The organism is Chromohalobacter sp. 48-RD10 (assembly GCF_029889785.1).
Classification (GTDB): domain Bacteria; phylum Pseudomonadota; class Gammaproteobacteria; order Pseudomonadales; family Halomonadaceae; genus Chromohalobacter.
On record NZ_JARANX010000004.1, the window covers coordinates 116,165 to 135,281 of the forward strand.

The 19,117-nt window shown below is 61.8% G+C and carries 11 protein-coding genes; 9 read left to right on the forward strand and 2 right to left on the reverse strand.

The annotated features are described in order from the left end of the window. The first annotated feature begins 106 nt into the window (after nt 1–106). From gltB to eno, 5 genes are all read left to right on the forward strand, one after another. On the forward strand, nt 107–4,558 hold the full coding sequence (gltB, locus tag OP496_RS06810) for a glutamate synthase large subunit (protein WP_280562760.1): 4,452 nt from the start codon (nt 107–109) through the stop codon (nt 4,556–4,558). Between the two features lie 145 nt (nt 4,559–4,703). Next, a complete protein-coding gene (locus OP496_RS06815; protein ID WP_280562761.1) occupies nt 4,704–6,122 on the forward strand; it encodes an FAD-dependent oxidoreductase in 1,419 nt (472 codons plus the stop codon). A gap of 224 nt (nt 6,123–6,346) precedes the next feature. Then, entirely contained in the window at nt 6,347–8,002 is a 1,656-nt protein-coding gene (locus OP496_RS06820; RefSeq protein WP_280562762.1) for a CTP synthase, read from the forward strand. 9 nt (nt 8,003–8,011) lie between these two features. Next, nucleotides 8,012–8,863, forward strand: a complete 852-nt coding sequence (gene kdsA / locus OP496_RS06825) for a 3-deoxy-8-phosphooctulonate synthase (protein WP_280562763.1) — start codon at nt 8,012–8,014, stop codon at nt 8,861–8,863. A 119-nt stretch (nt 8,864–8,982) separates the two neighbouring features. After that, complete coding sequence (gene eno / locus OP496_RS06830; RefSeq protein ID WP_280562764.1) at nt 8,983–10,278, forward strand: phosphopyruvate hydratase; 1,296 nt, start codon at nt 8,983–8,985, stop codon at nt 10,276–10,278. Nucleotides 10,279–10,812: 534 nt separating this feature from the next. On the opposite strand, the gene fdxA is transcribed toward eno, so the two are convergent. Next, the gene (gene fdxA, locus OP496_RS06835) at nt 10,813–11,136 is read right to left on the reverse strand and encodes a ferredoxin FdxA (RefSeq protein ID WP_280562765.1); all 324 of its coding nucleotides are present in this window, start codon (nt 11,134–11,136) and stop codon (nt 10,813–10,815) included. Nucleotides 11,137–11,309: 173 nt separating this feature from the next. Next, nucleotides 11,310–13,889, reverse strand: coding sequence for a DNA mismatch repair protein MutS (gene mutS, locus OP496_RS06840; protein ID WP_280562766.1), 2,580 nt, complete (start codon nt 13,887–13,889; stop codon nt 11,310–11,312). A gap of 159 nt (nt 13,890–14,048) precedes the next feature. On the opposite strand from mutS, the gene OP496_RS06845 reads away from it, so the two are divergent. The 4 genes from OP496_RS06845 (at nt 14,049) to alaS (ending at nt 19,070) form a co-directional block, all read left to right on the forward strand. Next, entirely contained in the window at nt 14,049–14,573 is a 525-nt protein-coding gene (locus OP496_RS06845) for a nicotinamide-nucleotide amidohydrolase family protein (RefSeq protein ID WP_280562767.1), read from the forward strand. A gap of 138 nt (nt 14,574–14,711) precedes the next feature. Further along, complete coding sequence (gene recA / locus OP496_RS06850) at nt 14,712–15,788, forward strand: recombinase RecA (protein WP_280562768.1); 1,077 nt, start codon at nt 14,712–14,714, stop codon at nt 15,786–15,788. Between the two features lie 2 nt (nt 15,789–15,790). After that, nucleotides 15,791–16,249 (forward strand): regulatory protein RecX, encoded by a 459-nt coding sequence (locus tag OP496_RS06855; RefSeq protein WP_280562769.1) that lies wholly within the window; start codon nt 15,791–15,793, stop codon nt 16,247–16,249. A gap of 214 nt (nt 16,250–16,463) precedes the next feature. After that, a complete protein-coding gene (gene alaS, locus OP496_RS06860; RefSeq protein WP_280562770.1) occupies nt 16,464–19,070 on the forward strand; it encodes an alanine--tRNA ligase in 2,607 nt (868 codons plus the stop codon). The last annotated feature ends 47 nt before the right edge of the window (nt 19,071–19,117 follow it).

Below are 19,117 nucleotides of genomic sequence, written 5' to 3' on the forward strand. Positions count from 1 at the left end.
CGTCATCGCATGACATGCTTTTCGACCTTAAAAGAATAAAAGATAACTGATAAGCATAACACGATTATTTCTGGACACAAGTTTCAAAATTTTGTGAGGCACGCCCATGATGAGAGGCCTTCACCAGCCTGGCGAGTTCCGTGACAACTGCGGTTTTGGCTTGATCGCCCACATGGAAGGACATGCCAGTCATGACCTGCTCAAGACCGCGATCGAGTCCCTGACCTGCATGACCCACCGTGGCGGTATTGCCGCCGACGGCAAGACCGGCGATGGCTGCGGTCTGCTATTCAAGATGCCCAGCGATTTCATGCGTGCCGTGGCAAGCGAAGAACTCGGTGTGGTGCTGGGTGAGCGCTTTGCCGTAGGTAGTGTGTTCATGCCTGATGACGATGCGCGAGAAGCGCATGCGCGGGAGGTGCTTGATGCGCAGCTTCTGGCGCGCGGACTGCGTGTCAGTGGCTGGCGTGAAGTGCCTACCGACGCCTCGGTGTGTGGCCCCATGGCCTTGGAGTGCCTGCCGCGCATTCGTCAGGTCTTCGTCGAAGGGGAGGGCGAGCGCGACACCCAGGCGTTCAATGTCGATCTGTTCATGGCACGGCGTTATGCCGAGCAAGCGTTGAAGGATGAAGAGGACTTCTACATCTGCTCGTTGTCCTCCGAGGTGGTCTCCTATAAAGGGTTGATGATGCCTGCGGACTTGCCCACCTTTTATCGGGATCTGGGCGATGAACGGCTGCACACGGCGATCTGCGTCTTCCATCAGCGTTTTTCCACCAATACCGCGCCGCGCTGGCCGCTGGCACAGCCTTTCCGCTTTTTGGCGCACAACGGCGAGATCAACACGGTCCAGGCCAATCGCGGCTGGGCCAACGCGCGCAAGGAAAACTTCCTGTCGCCGTTGCTGCCGGAAATCACCGAACTCGACGAAATCGTCAATACCTCGGGTTCCGACTCCTCGAGCATGGACAACATGCTCGAGGTGCTGCTGACCGGCGGGATGGATCTTTATAACGCCATTCGCATGATGGTGCCGCCGGCGTGGCAGAACGTCGAGACGATGGATGGCGATCTACGCGCCTTCTATGAATACAATTCCATGCACATGGAGCCGTGGGACGGCCCCGCTGGCCTGGTGATGACCGATGGTCGCCATGCGGTATGCATGCTCGACCGTAACGGATTGCGTCCGGCGCGCTGGGTGATCACCGAGAACGGCTACATTACCTTGTCCTCCGAGATTGGTGTCTACGACTACAAGCCCGAGGACGTCGTCGCCAAGGGCCGCGTGGGCCCGGGGCAGATCCTCGCCGTGGACACGCAGACCGGCGAGGTGCTGCATACGCCTGACGTCGACGAACGTCTGCGCTCGGCATATCCCTATCGTCGCTGGCTGAAGCAGCATGCGCATTACCTGGAGTCGGCGCTGACCGAGCTGGCGCGTTTCCAGCCCATGGCCAACGATGAACTCAATGTCTTTCAGAAGATGTTCCAGGTGACTTTCGAGGAGCGCGAGCAGTTGTTGCGCCCGTTGGCCGAAGGGGGCCAGGAGGCGGTTGGTTCGATGGGCGACGACACGCCGATGGCGGTGCTGTCGCGTCATGGACGCTTGCTGACCGATTACTTCCGTCAGAAGTTCGCGCAAGTCACCAATCCGGCCATCGATCCGCTGCGTGAAGCGATCGTGATGTCGCTGGAAACCTGCTGCGGCGCCGAGTTGAACGTCTTCGAGGCGACCCCCGAACACGCGCATCGCCTGATCCTGACCACGCCGGTGCTCTCGCCGCGCAAGTTCACCGCCTTGGTGACCCAGGAGGACCCGGCATTCGCCAGCCATAAGCTGAGTCTGAGTTACGATCCTGAGCGCGATACGCTCAAGCAGGCGTTGCTTGGGCTGTGTCAACGGGCCGAGGACGCGATTCGCGAGGGTAAGGTGATTCTGGTGCTCTCGGATGCCGACCTGGAACGCGGCAAGTTGCCGATTCATGCCGTGCTGGCAGTGGGGGCGATCCACCATCACCTGGGCCGCAAGGCCTTGCGGCCGCGCGTCAATCTGGTGGTCGAGACCGGCTATGCGCGTGACGCGCACCAGATGGCGGTTCTGTTTGGTGTAGGGGCCACGGCGGTGTATCCGTATCTGGCCTATCAGGTCATGGCCGACATGCACAACACCGGCGAGTTGACCGGCGACCCGGCGGACGCCCGCGAGAATTACCGCAAGGGCCTGCAGAAGGGGCTCTACAAGATCCTCTCCAAGATGGGGATCTCGACGCTGGCTTCCTATCGCGGTTCGCAGTTGTTCGAAGCGGTGGGGCTGTCTTCTGATGTCATGGACATGTGCTTCACCGGCATGGCGTCGCGCATCGAAGGCGCCGGATTCGCCGAGCTGCAACTGCAGCAGGAACTGCTGGCCCGCGATGCCTGGATCCCGCGCAAGGGGATTCGCCAGGGCGGTCTGGTGAAGTACGTGCATGATCATGAATACCACGCCTACAACCCGGACGTGGTCATGCAGTTGCAGAGCGCGGTGCAAAGTGGCGACTACGCTAAGTGGAAGCAGTTCGCACAGACCGTCAATGAGCGCTCGGTGGCCACCATCCGCGACCTGCTTACGCTCAAGCCGGCCCCTGAGCCGTTGCCCCTCGACGAGGTCGAGCCGGTCGAGAATCTGCTGCCACGCTTCGACAGCGCTGGGATGTCGCTCGGCGCGCTGTCACCCGAGGCCCATGAGGCGATGGCGCAAGCCATGAACGAGACCGGCGGCCGCTCCAACTCCGGTGAGGGCGGCGAGGATCCGGCACGCTACAGGACCATTCGCTCCTCGAAGATCAAGCAGATCGCCTCTGGGCGCTTCGGCGTGACGCCGGCTTATCTGGTCAATGCCGAGGTGCTGCAGATCAAGGTCGCGCAGGGCGCCAAGCCCGGCGAGGGCGGGCAGTTGCCCGGCGGCAAGGTCAATGAACTGATTGCCCGACTGCGCTATGCGGTGCCCGGCGTGACGCTGATCTCACCGCCGCCGCATCACGATATCTATTCCATCGAGGATCTGGCGCAGTTGATCTTCGACCTGAAGCAGGTCAATCCGGCGGCGCAGGTCTCGGTCAAGCTGGTCTCCGAGCCGGGCATCGGCACCATCGCCACCGGCGTGGCCAAGGCCTATGCCGATTTGATTACTGTCTCCGGCTACGACGGCGGCACCGCGGCGAGTCCGCTGACCTCGATCAAGCATGCCGGCAGCCCGTGGGAGCTGGGCCTGCCCGAGGTGCATCAGGCGCTGCGCATCAACAGTCTGCGTGACAAGATTCGTCTGCAGACCGATGGCGGCCTCAAGACCGGCCTCGATGTGGTCAAGGCGGCGATTCTCGGCGCCGAGAGTTTCGGCTTCGGCACGGCACCGATGGTGGCGTTGGGGTGCAAATACCTGCGTATCTGCCACCTCAATAACTGTGCCACCGGCGTTGCGACCCAGCATCAGCATCTGCGTGACGAGCATTTCCGCGGCACCGTGGACATGGTCAAGCACTATTTCCGCTTCATCGCCGAGGAGGTCCGCGAGCTGATGGCGTTGCTCGGCGTGCGCCAGTTGACCGATCTGATCGGGCGTACTGACCTGCTCGAGATCCTCGAGGGCGAGACGTCGTCCCAGCGCAAGCTCGATTTGATGCCGCTGTTGCAGAATGACCATGTGCCTGAGGGGGCGCCGCAGTTCTGCCAGTTCGGTCGCAACGAGCCGCACGACCCGGGCGCCAAGAATCAAGAAATGCTGGATGCCCTGTTGCCCGCCATCGAGGCCAAGTCGGGTGGCGATTTCCACCTGCGGATCACCAACTGCGACCGCAGTGTGGGGGCGCGGGTGTCCGGCGAGATCGCCAAACGCTACGGCGAGAGCGGGCTTGAAGACGCGCCGATCACCACGCGTTTCACCGGCGTGGCCGGGCAGAGCTTCGGGGTGTGGAACGCGCGTGGCCTGAAGCTCTATCTCGAAGGTGATGCCAACGATTATGTCGGCAAGGGCATGAATGGTGGCAAGGTAGTCATCGTGCCGCCGCGCGAGAGTCGCTTCGAAAGCCACAAGACGGCGATCATCGGAAACACCTGCCTGTACGGCGCGACTGGCGGCAAGCTGTTCGCGGCGGGCACGGCGGGCGAGCGCTTCGCGGTGCGCAACTCCGGCGTGCATGCGGTCATCGAGGGCGCCGGCGATCACTGCTGCGAATATATGACCGGCGGCCTGGTCGCCGTGCTCGGCGAGACCGGCATCAACTTCGGCGCAGGCATGACCGGCGGGTTCGCGTATGTACTCGACGAAGATCGCACCTTCGTCGACAAGTACAACCACGAACTGGTCGAGATCCATCGCATCAACACCGAGGTCATGGAAGCCTATCGGCGCCACCTGCGGGAAATGATCGAGGAATACGTCACCGAAACCGGCTCCGCGCGGGGGCAGGCGATTCTCGAAGACTTCTCCGACTTCATCCGCCATTTCTGGCTGGTTAAGCCCAAGGCGGCGAACCTCAACAGTCTGCTGGCCCAGTCCCGGCGTCAGCCGGAATAAGAGGCGGCGTCAGCCGGAATAAGAGGCGGCGTCAGCCGGAATAAGAGGCGGCGTCAGCCGGATTAAGAGCCGTCGGTGGCCGGAACAAGAGCCGTCGGCGGCCCGAGTAGCGCCTGCTACTCGCTGAATAACAGGAGAGACGATCATGGCAAACCGTCTGAATAACGATTTCCAGTTCATCGATGTCGGCCGGCAGGACCCCCAGAAAAAGGAAGCGAGCGCTCGAGCGCGCGAGTTCGCCGAAATCTACGAGCCTTACAAGCCCAGCGAGGCAGCCAGCCAAGCGCATCGCTGTCTGGATTGCGGCAATCCGTATTGCGAGTGGAAGTGCCCAGTCCACAATTACATCCCTAACTGGTTGAAGCTGGTCAGTGAGGGCAACATCCTCGAAGCGGCGGAGATGTCTCACCGCACCAACTCACTACCCGAGGTCTGTGGTCGCGTGTGCCCGCAGGATCGCCTCTGCGAGGGTGACTGCACGCTGAACGACGGTTTCGGTGCGGTGACCATCGGCTCGGTGGAGAAGTACATCACCGACACGGCGTTCGCCATGGGCTGGCGCCCGGACATGTCCAAGGTCGAGTGGAACGGTAAACGCGTTGCGGTGATCGGCGCCGGCCCGGCGGGATTGAGCTGTGCCGATATTCTGGTACGTAATGGCGTCAAGCCGGTGGTATTCGACAAGCACCCCGAAATCGGTGGGCTGCTGACCTTCGGCATTCCCGAGTTCAAGCTCGAGAAGAATGTCATGAAGCGTCGCCGCGCGGTGTTCGAGGAGATGGGTATCGAATTCCGCCTGGGCGTAGCAATTGGCAGCGATATGTCTCATGAGGCGCTGCTCGACGAATTCGATGCCGTGTTCATGGGCATGGGCACCTACAAGTACATGGAAGGTGGCTTCCCCGGCGAAGATCTGCCCGGGGTCCACAAGGCGCTGGATTTCCTGGTCGCCAACGTCAATCACTGCCTGGGCTTCGAGAAGAACCCCGATGATTACGTGTCGCTCGAAGGCCAGCGCGTGGTAGTACTGGGCGGTGGTGACACGGCGATGGATTGCAACCGTACCTCGATCCGTCAGGGGACGGCGAGTGTGACCTGTGCCTATCGTCGCGATGAAGACAACATGCCGGGATCGCGCAAAGAAGTGGCCAATGCCCGCGAGGAGGGTGTGGAATTCCTGTTCAATCGTCAGCCGGTCGCCATCGTCGGCGAGGACAAGGTCGAAGGCGTCAAGTTGGTGCGTACGCGTCTCGGTGAGCCGGATACCAATGGGCGCCAACGCCCCGAGGTGGTCCCGGGGTCGGAGGAAGTGTTCGCTGCTGACGCGGTGCTCATCGCCTTCGGTTTCCAGCCCAATCCCGCCGATTGGTTCGACACGGTGGGCATCGATCTCGACGAGCGCGGTCGCGTCAAGGCGCCGGCACAGGGTGGATTCGCCTTCCAGACCAGCCATGAAAAGGTCTTCGCCGGTGGCGACATGGTGCGTGGCTCCGACCTGGTGGTCACCGCCGTCTATGAAGGCCGTCAGGCCGGCGAGGGAATTCTCGACTACCTCGGTGTGTGAAACCTCGAGCTACGGGCTGCGAGCCTCGAGCAGGGTGGCGCCATCATTCTGCTCGAAGCCTGAAGCCCGAAGCCCGAAGCCCGAAGCCCGAAGCCCGAAGCTCGTAGCTCGTAGCTCGTAGCTCGTAGCTCAAATTGAGCGTTCTGGGCGAATCTGCTATTCTGGCGTCCCATCCAGGCCCGGTTTTCTCCACGGCCTTCAGATCACGTTTCGACAGGTTTTCCATGACGCGATATATCTTCGTGACCGGCGGTGTTGTGTCCTCACTCGGCAAGGGCATCGCCTCCGCCTCCCTCGCGGCGATCCTCGAGGCGCGCGGCCTCAAGGTCACCATCCTCAAGCTGGACCCGTACATCAATGTCGATCCCGGCACGATGAGCCCGTTCCAGCACGGCGAGGTGTTCGTCACCGAAGATGGCGCCGAAACCGATCTCGACTTGGGCCACTACGAGCGTTTCATCCGCACCAAGATGACCCAGAGCAACAACTTCACCACCGGGCGCGTCTACGAGCACGTACTGCGCAAGGAGCGCCGCGGCGATTATCTGGGTGGGACCGTGCAGGTGATTCCGCATATCACCGACGAGATCAAGCGCCGAGTCTATGAGGGCGGCGATGGATTCGATGTCGCGCTGGTGGAAATCGGCGGCACGGTGGGCGATATAGAATCACTGCCGTTTCTCGAGGCGACGCGTCAGATCCGTAGCGAGAAGGGCGCCAGCCAGGCACTCTTCATGCACCTTACTCTGGTGCCTTACATCAAGACCGCTGGCGAGACCAAGACCAAGCCGACCCAGCACAGCGTCAAGGAACTGCGCTCCATCGGTATCCAGCCGGATATCCTCATCTGCCGTAGCGAAGTCGAGCTCGAGGAAAGCGAGCGGCGCAAAATCGCGTTGTTCACCAACGTCGAGGAGCGCGCGGTGGTACCGCTGCAGGATGCCGATACCATCTATCGCATCCCGCTGATGCTGCATGAGCATGGCCTGGACGACATCATCTGCGACAAGCTACGCCTCGAGGCCGACGACGTCGATCTTGGCGAATGGGTGCACGTTCTGGACGCCAAGCTGAACCCGCTGAAGTCGGTTAACATCGCCATGGTCGGCAAGTACATGGAGTTGCTCGACGCCTACAAGTCGCTCAACGAGGCGTTGATCCATGCTGGTATTCAAGGACGAGTCAAGGTCAACATCGACTATATCGACTCCGAAGACATCGAACGTCACGGTACTGAACGCCTCGCCGGCAAGGACGCCATTCTGGTACCCGGTGGCTTTGGCGAGCGTGGCGTGGAAGGCAAGGTCGCCACCGCCCGTTATGCCCGCGAAAATAAAGTGCCGTACCTGGGCATCTGTCTGGGCATGCAAGTAGCGGTCATCGAATATGCGCGCCATGTCGCGGGTTGGGCGGATGCCAATTCCACCGAGTTCACCCACGACACGCAGCATCCGGTGGTGGGGCTGATTACCGAATGGGTCACGCCCGAGGGCAAGATCGAACTGCGTGATGCGGCGTCCGACCTGGGCGGCACCATGCGGCTCGGCGGCCAGGTGTGCCACCTCACACAGGGGACTCGGGCGCACGCGGCCTATGGTCTGGAAGACATCACCGAACGCCATCGCCATCGCTTCGAGGTCAACAACCAGTTCGTCGAGGCCCTGCAAGACGCTGGCCTGGTGATTTCCGGCAAGAGCGCCGACCACTCTCTGGTCGAGATGATCGAGCTATCCGATCACCCGTGGTATGTAGCGTGCCAGTTCCATCCGGAGTTCACCTCCACCCCGCGCGATGGGCATCCGCTGTTCTCCGGCTTCATCAACGCCGCGCTGGAGAACAAGGCTGCGGTTGCCCGGGCGCGTGCACAACAGCAGAGCTGAGGAGGCACCATGGCCGAGACATCCAAACAGATCGAGTTTGCCGGCCTGAGTGCCGGCAATTCATTGCCGCTGACGCTGTTCGGCGGCATGAACGTGCTCGAGTCCCGCGAGATGGCTCTGGAAGTCGCCGAGGCCTATGTCGAGGTGACGCGACGCCTGGGCATTCCTTATGTCTTCAAGTCGAGCTTCGACAAGGCCAATCGCAGCTCGATCCACTCTTATCGTGGCCCGGGTCTGGAAAAAGGCCTCGAATGGCTAGACGAGATCAAATCACGCTTTGGCGTGCCGGTGATCACCGACGTACACGAACCCTGGCAGGCCAAGCCGGTGGCCGAAGTGGCGGATGTCATTCAGTTGCCGGCCTTCCTGGCCCGCCAGACCGATCTGGTGGTGGCATTGGCAGAGACCGGTGCGGCGATCAACATAAAGAAGCCGCAGTTCATCGCCCCGCACGAGATGCGTCATATCATTCGCAAGTGCGAGGAGGCCGGCAACTCGCGGCTGATACTCTGCGAGCGCGGCTCGAGCTTCGGCTACAACAACCTGGTGGTCGACATGCTGGGCTTGGGTGAAATGAAAAAGACGGGCTATCCGGTGTTCTTCGATGTCACCCATGCGCTGCAGCAACCCGGTGGTCGCGCCGATAGCGCCGACGGGCGTCGTACGCAGATCGCCGAGCTGGCGCGTGCAGGTGCCGCCGTGGGGCTGGCAGGGCTGTTCCTCGAGGCGCACCCCGATCCCGATAATGCCAAGTGTGACGGCCCCTGTGCCTTGCCCTTGAATCGCCTAGAAGGCTTCTTGAGCCAACTCAAGTCGATCGACGACATGGTCAAGGGTTTTACACCCCTGGAGATCGACTGAGACGCCGACGAATGCAATAGTCGAGTACACGACGAGCGGAGCCGCCCGTAGCGGTCAACGTGACCGCTACCCTCTCGATATGCTGAAACGACCCATCGTTAACACGAGGATGACTCGCAATGGCTGAGATCAAAGATATCCACGCTCTCGAGGTGCTGGACTCCCGCGGCAATCCAACCGTTCAGGCTGATGTAGTGCTGGCGAATGGTGTGCGTGGCACGGCGTGCGCGCCGAGCGGCGCCTCCACGGGCTCTCGCGAGGCACTGGAGCTGCGTGACGGCGACAAGTCGCGCTACCTTGGCAAGGGCGTGCTCAAGGCGGTCGAGGCCGTCAACGGCAAGATTCGCGACGCCTTGGTGGGTAAGGACGCGCTCGATCAGCGCGGTCTGGATAACGCCATGCTCGAGTTGGATGGCACCGATAACAAGGAGGGGCTCGGCGCCAACGCCATCCTCGCCGTGTCGCTTGCCGCCGCCAAGGCCGCTGCCACCGAAAAGGGCGTGCCGCTCTACGCGCACATCGCCGAGCTGTACGGCCAGCCGGGACAGTTCCGCATGCCGGTGCCGATGATGAATATCCTCAATGGTGGCGAGCATGCCGACAACAACGTCGACATTCAGGAATTCATGATTCAGCCGGTCGGCGCGCCCGACTTCCGTGAAGCGCTGCGCATGGGTGCCGAAACCTTCCATACCCTGAAGAAGGTGCTCGCCGCGCGCGGTCTGTCGACCTCGGTGGGCGACGAAGGCGGTTTCGCTCCGAACCTGGCCTCCAATGTCGAGGCGTTGGCGGTGATCCAGGAAGCCGTGGAAAAGGCTGGCTACACCTTGGGCAAGGACGTGACACTGGCGCTGGATTGTGCCTCCTCGGAGTTCTACCAGGATGGGCAGTACAACCTCTCGGGCGAAGGCAAGTCCTACGACGCGGCAGACTTCGTCGACTATCTCGCAGCGCTATGCGATCAATACCCGGTCGTCTCCATCGAGGATGGCATGGACGAGTCCGATTGGGAGGGCTGGAAAGCCCTGACCGATAAACTGGGCAACAAGGTGCAACTGGTCGGCGATGACTTGTTCGTCACCAACACGCGGATCTTGAAGCGCGGGATCGACGAGCATATCGGTAACTCCATCCTGATCAAGTTCAACCAGATCGGCTCGCTCTCCGAGACGCTGGATGCCATCAAAATGGCGCAGAATGCCGGCTTCACGGCGGTCATCTCGCATCGTAGCGGCGAGACCGAGGACACCACCATCGCAGATCTGGCCGTGGGCACGTCCGCCGGCCAGATCAAGACCGGCTCGCTGTGCCGCAGCGATCGCGTGGCCAAGTACAACCGCTTGCTGGTTATCGAGCAGTCTCTGGAGGGCCAGGCTGCCTACCCCGGTTTGTCTGCGATCAAGGGCCAAGACTGACGCACGTCTATGACGGCTAGGTTGTGATACCCACGGCGGCCTTCAGGGCCGCCGTGGGTGTTTTGGGGTAAGCATAATCTCCATTTTTTGTAATATATTTCCTACAAAAAATGCCCTCAATGTGTGATAAATTCCGATGATCGATGCGATAGACACGCTTTCTAATTAATTATCTTTATGTTTTTAAAGATAATTTTTTGGGTTGATGTCTGCCTGAAGAAAGATGGCAGTCAATGTACCCGCTTGTTGCGACGAGAAGGTTTGGTAACAATGTGGATGCACAGGATGAGCAAAAGCATTGCTTGCCTGGAGGCAGATTGGGATGCAGCAAGGTGCGCCTGTCGTGGAGGGAGTCCATGGTAGGCATGGAGCGCACCTCGGGAGTCGAGCGGAGGGAGCCGCTCAGGGATGTATGGGATGCAGCGGCCTTCGGGCCGCTTTTTTTTGTCTTGCCATTGCCCTTGCGACCCAAAAAAGCCGGCCTTGTCGAAAGGCCGGCATTACGTGGCGCGCCGAGGATGTTGGCAACCAGCGTCAGCGTTCGAGGTGTTGCAGCTTGTCGGCGCTGCCGTTCCACTGCTCTGCTTCGGGCAGAGGATCCTTCTTCTCGCTGATATTGGGCCAGACTTCGGAAAGCTCGGCGTTGAGCTCGGTAAAGTCTTTCTGATTCTCCGGAAGCTCATCCTCTGAATATATCGCCTCGGCCGGACATTCGGGCTCGCACAGCGCGCAGTCGATACACTCGTCGGGATGAATCACCAGGAAATTAGGCCCTTCGTAGAAGCAGTCCACGGGACAGACTTCGACGCAGTCGGTGTATTTGCAGCGAATGCAGTTTTCGGTGACGACGAATGTCATGACGATCTCCTGGATCTCGGTCGCGGCAGTGCCCAAAAGTGACAGTACGGTTATAAACGGGCGGCGATTTATAATGGCGTATTCTAATGGCGCTACATTTTAGTCGCGCGCCCGGCGCGCGGGCAAGCCGGCACCATAAACGTTTTGGAATGGCCTCATAGCCAAACGCATCTTCAGCATTGCTCACGCCATTCATAGAGCAAGGCCATGGCCTGGCGTGGGGAAAGGTCATCAAGGTCGAGCTTTTCCAGGGCCTCGACGACTGGATGCGGCGCACTGGCGAAAAGATCTGCTTGTTGCGGTTTGGGCGCGTCGCCCTCGTGCACCCCGCCACGTGTGTTGGCTTGATGGACTTCCTGCTGCTCCAGGGTGGCGAGCTTCTCGCGTGCTCGGGCCACTACGCGCGGCGGCACGCCAGCGAGCTGCGCGACCTGCAGGCCGTAGCTCTGGCTCGCGGGCCCTTCCTCGACACGGTGCATGAAGACGATGCCGTCCTGGTGTTCGGCGGCCGTCAGATGCACGTTGACCACGCCGTCGTAGGGTTCCGTCAGAGCGGTCATTTCGAAATAGTGCGTGGCAAAGAGCGTGAACGCGCGCCGTTCGACCAGATGTTCGGCGCTGGCCCAGGCCAGCGAGAGACCATCGAAGGTGCTGGTGCCGCGACCGATCTCATCCATCAGTACCAGGCTGTGCTCGGTAGCATTGTGCAGGATGGTGGCGGTTTCGGTCATCTCCACCATGAAAGTCGAGCGGCCACCGGCCAGATCGTCGCTGGAGCCGATGCGCGTGAAGATACGATCCACGGGGCCGATTTCGGCATCGTCGGCGGGCACGCAGCTTCCGGTATGCGCGAGCAGAGCGATCAAGGCCGCCTGGCGCATGTAGGTAGATTTCCCGCCCATGTTGGGCCCGGTGATGACCAGCAAGCGTCGCGTTTCGTCGAGCATCAAGTCATTGGGCACGAACGGATGGTCGCTGACATGCTCGACCACAGGATGGCGACCTCCATGAATGCGCAGGCCGGGCTGATCGCTTAGCCGGGGGCGCACGAAATCCAGCGCCAGGGCGCGTTCGGCGAAACATGCCAGCACATCGAGGGTCGCCAGAGCGCGTGCCGTGTCCTGCAATGCTTGCAGGTCGACGTTGAGTGTTTCCAGCAATCCGTCGTAGAGCAGTTTTTCGCGGGCCAATGAGCGCGACTTGGCCGAGAGTGCCTTGTCTTCGAATTCCTTGAGCTCGGGGATGATGAAGCGTTCGGCGTTTTTCAGCGTTTGGCGACGAATATACTCGGCCGGCGCTTCGCGAGCCTGGGCGCGCGGAATCTCGATGAAGTAACCGTGGACGCGGTTATAGCCGACCTTGAGGCCGGCCAGACCGGTGCGTTCGCGCTCGCGAGTCTCGAGCTCGACCAGGTAGTCGCCGGCATGCTCGGCCAGGCCACGGTATTCGTCGAGCTCCTCGTCGAAACCTGTGGCGATTACTCCACCGTCGCGGATCACTACGGGCGGGTTGTCGACCAAGGCACGAGTCAGTGTCTCGGCCAGCTCGGGGTATGGTCGGATATGGTGCTTGAGCTCGTCGATGGCGTTGCCGTCGTCGAGCTCAGCAAGATCCTGCTCCAGCGCAGGTAAGGCGTTGAGGGCATCGCGCAGGCGTGCCAGGTCGCGGGGTCGAGCACTGTAGAGAGCCACGCGGGCAAGTATGCGCTCGATGTCACCGATTGCCTTGAGCGGCTCGCGCAGGGCCGCATAACGGTCGTCGTCGATGAGGCACTGTACCGCCGCCTGACGTGCCTGGACCTGGGGGGTGTCGCGCAGCGGCCGGTTTAGCCAGCGCTTCAACTGACGCGAGCCCATGGCCGTAGCGGTGGTGTCCAACACGCTGGCCAGCGTATTTTCGAAGCCGCCGCCGAGGTTGATGTCGATCTCGAGATTGCGACGACTGGCGGCGTCGATTACCACTGCCTCGTCGCGGTTCTCCACGGCGATCCCGGTGACGTGGGGAAGGCGCGAGCGCTGGGTGTCGCGGGCGTAGTCGATGAGCACGCCAGCGGCGGTCAGCGCGGTGGTGAGATGCGCGCAGCCGAAGCCGCGCAAGTCGGCTACACCGAATTGATCGCATAGCAAGCGCTGAGCGCTCTCCAGGTCGAACAGCCAGTCGCCCTGGCGGCGAAAGCCGGGACGCTCGGCGAGGGCAGGTGGTAGCGAAAGACTCTCTGCGGCGAGCAGTTCGGCGGGGTCGAGGCGCTGGATCTCGGACAGCAGGTCGCTCTCGCCATCGACTTCGAGCACGCTGAAATGGCCGCTTGAGAGCTCCAGCCAGGCCATGCCCCAGCGTTCGCCGTGAGGATGCACAGCAAGCACGAGATTGTCGCGGCGCGCGTCGAGCAAGGCTTCATCGTGCAGGGTGCCGGGCGTGACGATGCGCACGACCTGCCGATCCACGGGACCCTTGGCCGTGCTGGGGTCGCTCATCTGCTCGCAGATGGCCACCGATTCCCCGGATTTGACCAGCCGCGCCAGATAGCCTTCGGCGCTATGATACGGCACACCGGCCATGGGAATCGGTTTGCCCGCCGATTGGCCGCGCTGGGTCAGGGTGATGTCGAGCAGTTGCGCGGCGCGCTTGGCGTCTTCATAAAACAGCTCGTAGAAATCGCCCATGCGATAAAAGAGCAGCACCTCGGGATGCTCGCGCTTGACCTTCAGGTACTGGACCATCATCGGGGTATGCTGGGCAGAGGCCTGGCTCATGCGAATCCTTGTCGTGCCGGTGGCTGATGTTGCCAAATGGAAGAAGGCGACGGAGCGCGGCGCTGGATAGCCTGCAAATGTTCGCCAAAGCCTCTATTCTACGCATTCGGGTGGGCGGCGTCAGTGGCGCTGCTTAGGATGGCAATTGGGAGACGCGACATGGCGGTGAATTTGACGGCCTGGCAAGCCTTTTCGCTCGAGGCATTGGCCGAGCGCCTGGGGCGTGCCTGTCTCGCGGCGAATGCCAGCGTGACGGCGGCGGAGTCCTGTACTGGGGGCGGCGTGGCCAGTGCCATTACCGACATCGCGGGCAGCTCCGCGTATTTCGAGACCGGCTACGTGACCTATGCCAATAGTGCCAAGCAGCGCCTACTTGGGGTACGTGACGTGACCCTTGCCGAACACGGAGCGGTCAGTGCCGACACCGTGGGCGAGATGGTAGCGGGCGCATGTCGAGACAGTGGTGCCACGCTGGGTGTGGCGATCAGCGGGGTCGCCGGTCCCGGCGGCGGCAGCCCCGAAAAGCCCGTGGGCACGGTATGGTTCGCCTGGGGCGATGTGCGAGCCCAAGAGCGCGAGTGCCACCATCTGCCGGGCACGCGTGACGTCGTACGGGGCCAAGCGGTACGCGTGGCGCTGATCGGCCTGATCGACAGGCTTGAGAAGAAGGTGTCGTCAGCGTGATATCGGGTAGGAAACAGAGGTAGGCGGCGAGGAATTTTTTCGTCATACTACTGTCTAGTCATACAGTGTTTTGCGGTTGGTGCCGACATGTGTCAGCGCCACCGTGCGAGCTTCGATGTCCTTCGATAGGAGACCTTCATGGCACAGGACGACAACCGTTCCAAGGCGCTCAACGCAGCGCTTTCCCAGATCGAGCGCCAGTTCGGCAAGGGCGCCGTGATGCGTCTTGGCGATACGCCCCGAGTAGCGACGCCGGCCATATCCACCGGGTCGCTGGGGCTGGATATCGCGCTTGGCATGGGCGGATTGCCACTGGGTCGCGTGGTCGAGATCTTCGGCCCCGAATCTTCGGGGAAGACCACGATGACGCTATCGGTGCTTGCCCAGGCACAGAAACAAGGCAAAACCTGTGCGTTCATCGATGCCGAGCATGCCCTGGATCCGACGTATGCCGAAAAGCTGGGCATCAATCTCGATGATCTGCTGGTCTCGCAGCCGGATACCGGCGAGCAGGCGCTGGAAATCTGCGACATGCTGGTACGTTCCGGCGGTGTCGACGTCATCGTCGTCGACTCGGTGGCGGCCCTCACACCGCGTGCCGAGATCGAAGGCGAAATGGGCGATTCCCACGTCGGTCTGCAGGCCAGGCTGATGTCGCAAGCGCTGCGCAAAGTGACCGGCAACATCAAGAACGCCAACTGCATGGTGATGTTCGTCAACCAGATCCGCATGAAGATCGGTGTGATGTTCGGGAGTCCCGAGACCACCACTGGCGGCAACGCGCTGAAGTTCTATTCCAGTGTACGCCTGGATATCCGCCGGACCGGCTCGGTGAAGCAGGGCGACGAGGTGACTGGCAACGAAACTCGCGTCAAGGTCGTCAAGAACAAGGTGGCACCGCCGTTCCGCCAGGCCGAGTTCCAGATCCTCTACGGCAAGGGCATCTACCATGCCGGCGAGGTCATCGATCTCGGGGTACAGCAAAGTCTGGTCGACAAGGCGGGTGCCTGGTACAGCTATCAGGGCAGTAAAATCGGCCAGGGCAAGGCCAATGCCGCCCAGTTCCTCGAGGACAATCCGGCGATCATGGAGGAGATCGAAGGCGAGATTCGTGCACGATTGCTGGCCGCGCCCAAGGCGGAGGAAGGCGAGTCGGGGGAAGGTGCGAGCGAAGATAAGGCCGCGGCGACCCAGGACGACGATAGCCCTCTGTAACCATGAATAAGCAAGAGACGACACCTCGCGACGATGCCATCCGCCTGCTGGCGCGTCGCGATTACTCGCGGACTGAGCTGGTGTCGCGTTTGACGACGCGTGGGCATGAGCGCGTCGATATTGCGTTGGCGCTGGATGGCCTGGCCGAGGAAGGCTTGCAGTCCGATGCGCGCTTCGCCGAGCAGTTCGTGCGTTCGCGTTTGTTTCGTGGGCAAGGGGAAATGAAGATTCGCGCCGAGTTGAGTTCGCGTGGTATCACCGATGAGATGGCGCGCGAGGCGCTCGAAAGCGAATCCCCCGATTGGCATCGGCTGGCATGCGAGGCCTTGGCCAAGCGCTTCGACTCCCCCGGTCGCGAGCCTCGCGACCGCGCCAAACGTGAGCGGTTTCTGGCCTCACGCGGGTTCGATTTCGACCAGGTGCGTCATGCCATGGCACATGCCTGGGATAACACTCGCTAGACCTTCGCGGGCCGTATGCCATGCGGCCTCCCTTCCTGCCGCTGTCGCGGCACCTCTTTAGTCCCCCGCCGAACGCGTTATACTAGTGCGCCTTGAGATGGTTCGGGGCGACTCGTTTTCCGTCATTCGCCGACTTTCGCGTTTCTCGCCCACCGCTTGTCCGGTCGGGCCGCGCGTGCCCGCAGCGCCTAACGCACACCGCCACGGAATTTCTATGAAAAGCGCAGACATCAGACAGGCCTTTCTGACGTTCTTCGAGGAGCACGACCACACCATCGTGCCGTCGAGCTCGCTCGTGCCTGACAACGATCCAACGTTGCTGTTCACCAATGCCGGCATGGTGCCGTTCAAGGACGTCTTTCTGGGGCGCGATCCGCGCCCCTATGTACGTGCCACCTCTCCGCAACGTTGCGTGCGTGCCGGGGGCAAGCACAACGATCTGGATAACGTCGGGTACACCGCGCGGCACCATACGTTCTTCGAGATGCTGGGCAATTTCAGCTTCGGCGATTATTTCAAGCGCGACGCTATCGGGTTCGCGTGGACCTTCCTGACCGAACGCCTGGGGCTGCCCGCCGACAAGCTGTGGGTCACCGTTCACGTCAGTGACGACGAAGCCGAACGTATCTGGAAAGACGAGATAGGCGTCGATCCGGCGCGCTTCTCCAAGTTGGAGGAAGACAACTTCTGGCAGATGGGCGACACCGGCCCCTGTGGCCCGTCATCCGAGATTTTCTACGATCATGGACCTGAGGTCGCGGGCGGCCCACCGGGAAGCCCCAACGAGGACGGCGATCGGTACATCGAGATCTGGAATCTGGTCTTCATGCAGTTCGATCGCGACAGCGGCGGGACGCTGAACCCACTGCCCAAGCCGTCCATCGATACCGGCATGGGCCTGGAGCGCGTCGCGGCGGTCATGCAGGGCGTATATTCCAACTACGAGATCGACCTGTTCCAGAATCTGCTCGATGCCTCGGCAGAGGCCACGGGCTACGCGGACACCAGCGCACCGTCGCTGTGCGTGATCGCCGATCATATTCGTTCCTGCGCCTTCTTGATCGTCGACGGCGTGCTGCCGTCCAACGAGGGGCGCGGCTACGTGCTACGCCGGATCATCCGCCGTGCGGTGCGCCACGGTCACAAGCTGGGCGCCGAGGGCAGCTTCTTCCATACCCTGGTAGCGGCGCTTGACGCTGAGATGGGCGAGGCCTATCCGGAACTGCGCCAGGCTCGCGCTCAGATCGAGACGGTGCTGGCCAAGGAAGAGGCGCAGTTCGCGCGCACGCTGGATCATGGCATGGGGCTGCTGACGGAAGCACTGGACACACTCGAAGGCGACGTACTGCCAGGCGAGACCGTCTTCAAGCTCTACGATACCTATGGATTCCCGTTCGATTTGACGGCGGATGTCTGTCGCGAGCGTGGCGTGACGCCGGACGAGGTTGGCTTCCAGCGTGAGCTCGAGGCGCAACGCGAGCGTGCCCGTGCAGCGAGCCAGTTCGGTGCCGATTACACCGCGGCCCTGGAACTCGACGGCGAAACGGCCTTCACCGGCTATGACCGTTTGGAAGATGAGGCCCATGTCACCGCCCTGGTGGATCGCGAAGGCAACGCGCTGACGGCGCTAGAAGCGGGTCAGCAGGGCGTCGTGGTGCTGGATCGTACGCCGTTCTATGGCGAATCGGGCGGGCAGGCCGGTGACACCGGTTACTTGAACGCCAATGGCACACGCTTCCAGGTGACCGATACCCAGAAGCAGGGCGGGCATCACTTGCATCACGGCGTGCTCGTCGAAGGACGGCTCGACGTGGGTGACAGCATCACGCCACAGGTCGATGCCCGTCTGCGTGCGGCGACCATGCGCAACCACTCCGCGACTCACCTGTTGCATGAGGCGCTCAAGCAAGTAGTGGGTGAGCACGTACAGCAGAAGGGCTCGTTGGTGACGGCGGAGCGCCTGCGTTTCGACTTCAGCCATTTCGAGGCGATGACTCCAGCGCAACTCGAGGAGGTCGAGCGCATCGTCAATGCGCAGATTCTGGCCAACGCCGATACGCGCACCGAGCAAATGACACTCGACGAGGCCAAGGCTAAAGGCGCCGCAGCGCTCTTTGAGGCCAAGTACGCCGATAGCGTGCGTGTGCTGACCATTGGCGCCGATGACTTCTCCATCGAACTCTGCGGCGGCACACACGTGGCACGTAGCGGCGATATCGGTTGCTTCCACATTCTCAGCGAGACAGGAGTCGCCGCGGGCGTGCGCCGCGTCGAGGCGGTCGCCGGCGAAGGCGCCCTGGCGTATTTCCGCGATCAGGAAGCCAAGGTCACGCGTGTCGCCGAGCAGCTCAAGGCCAAGCCCGAGCAGATGGAGTCACGTCTCGAGGCGACGCTCGAGCGCAATCGCAGCCTGGAGAAGGAGCTCGAACGGCTCAAGGCCAAGTTGGCGAGTGCTGCGAGTGGCGACATGCTGGCCGAGGTGCGCGAGGTGGCGGGCGTCAAGCTGCTCGCCAAGCAGGTCGAGGGCATCGGTGGCAAGGATCTGCGTGGCCTGCTCGATCAGCTCAAGAATAAGCTGGGCTCGGGGATCATCGTGCTGGGCGTGGCCGGCGACGAAAAAGTCAGCCTGATCGTCGGGGTGACCGATGATCTGACCGCGCGTCTCAAGGCCGGCGACCTGGTCAGGCATGTCGCCGAGCAGGTCGGCGGCAAAGGCGGCGGCCGGGCCGATATGGCGCAGGCGGGAGGATCGCGGCCGCAGGCGTTGCCTGATGCCTTGGCGAGTGTACCGAGTTGGGTCGAGGCTCGGCTCGGCGAGTGAGATCGTGAAGAGGGTCGTGCGCATGGCGCCGGCCCTTTTCTTCATTC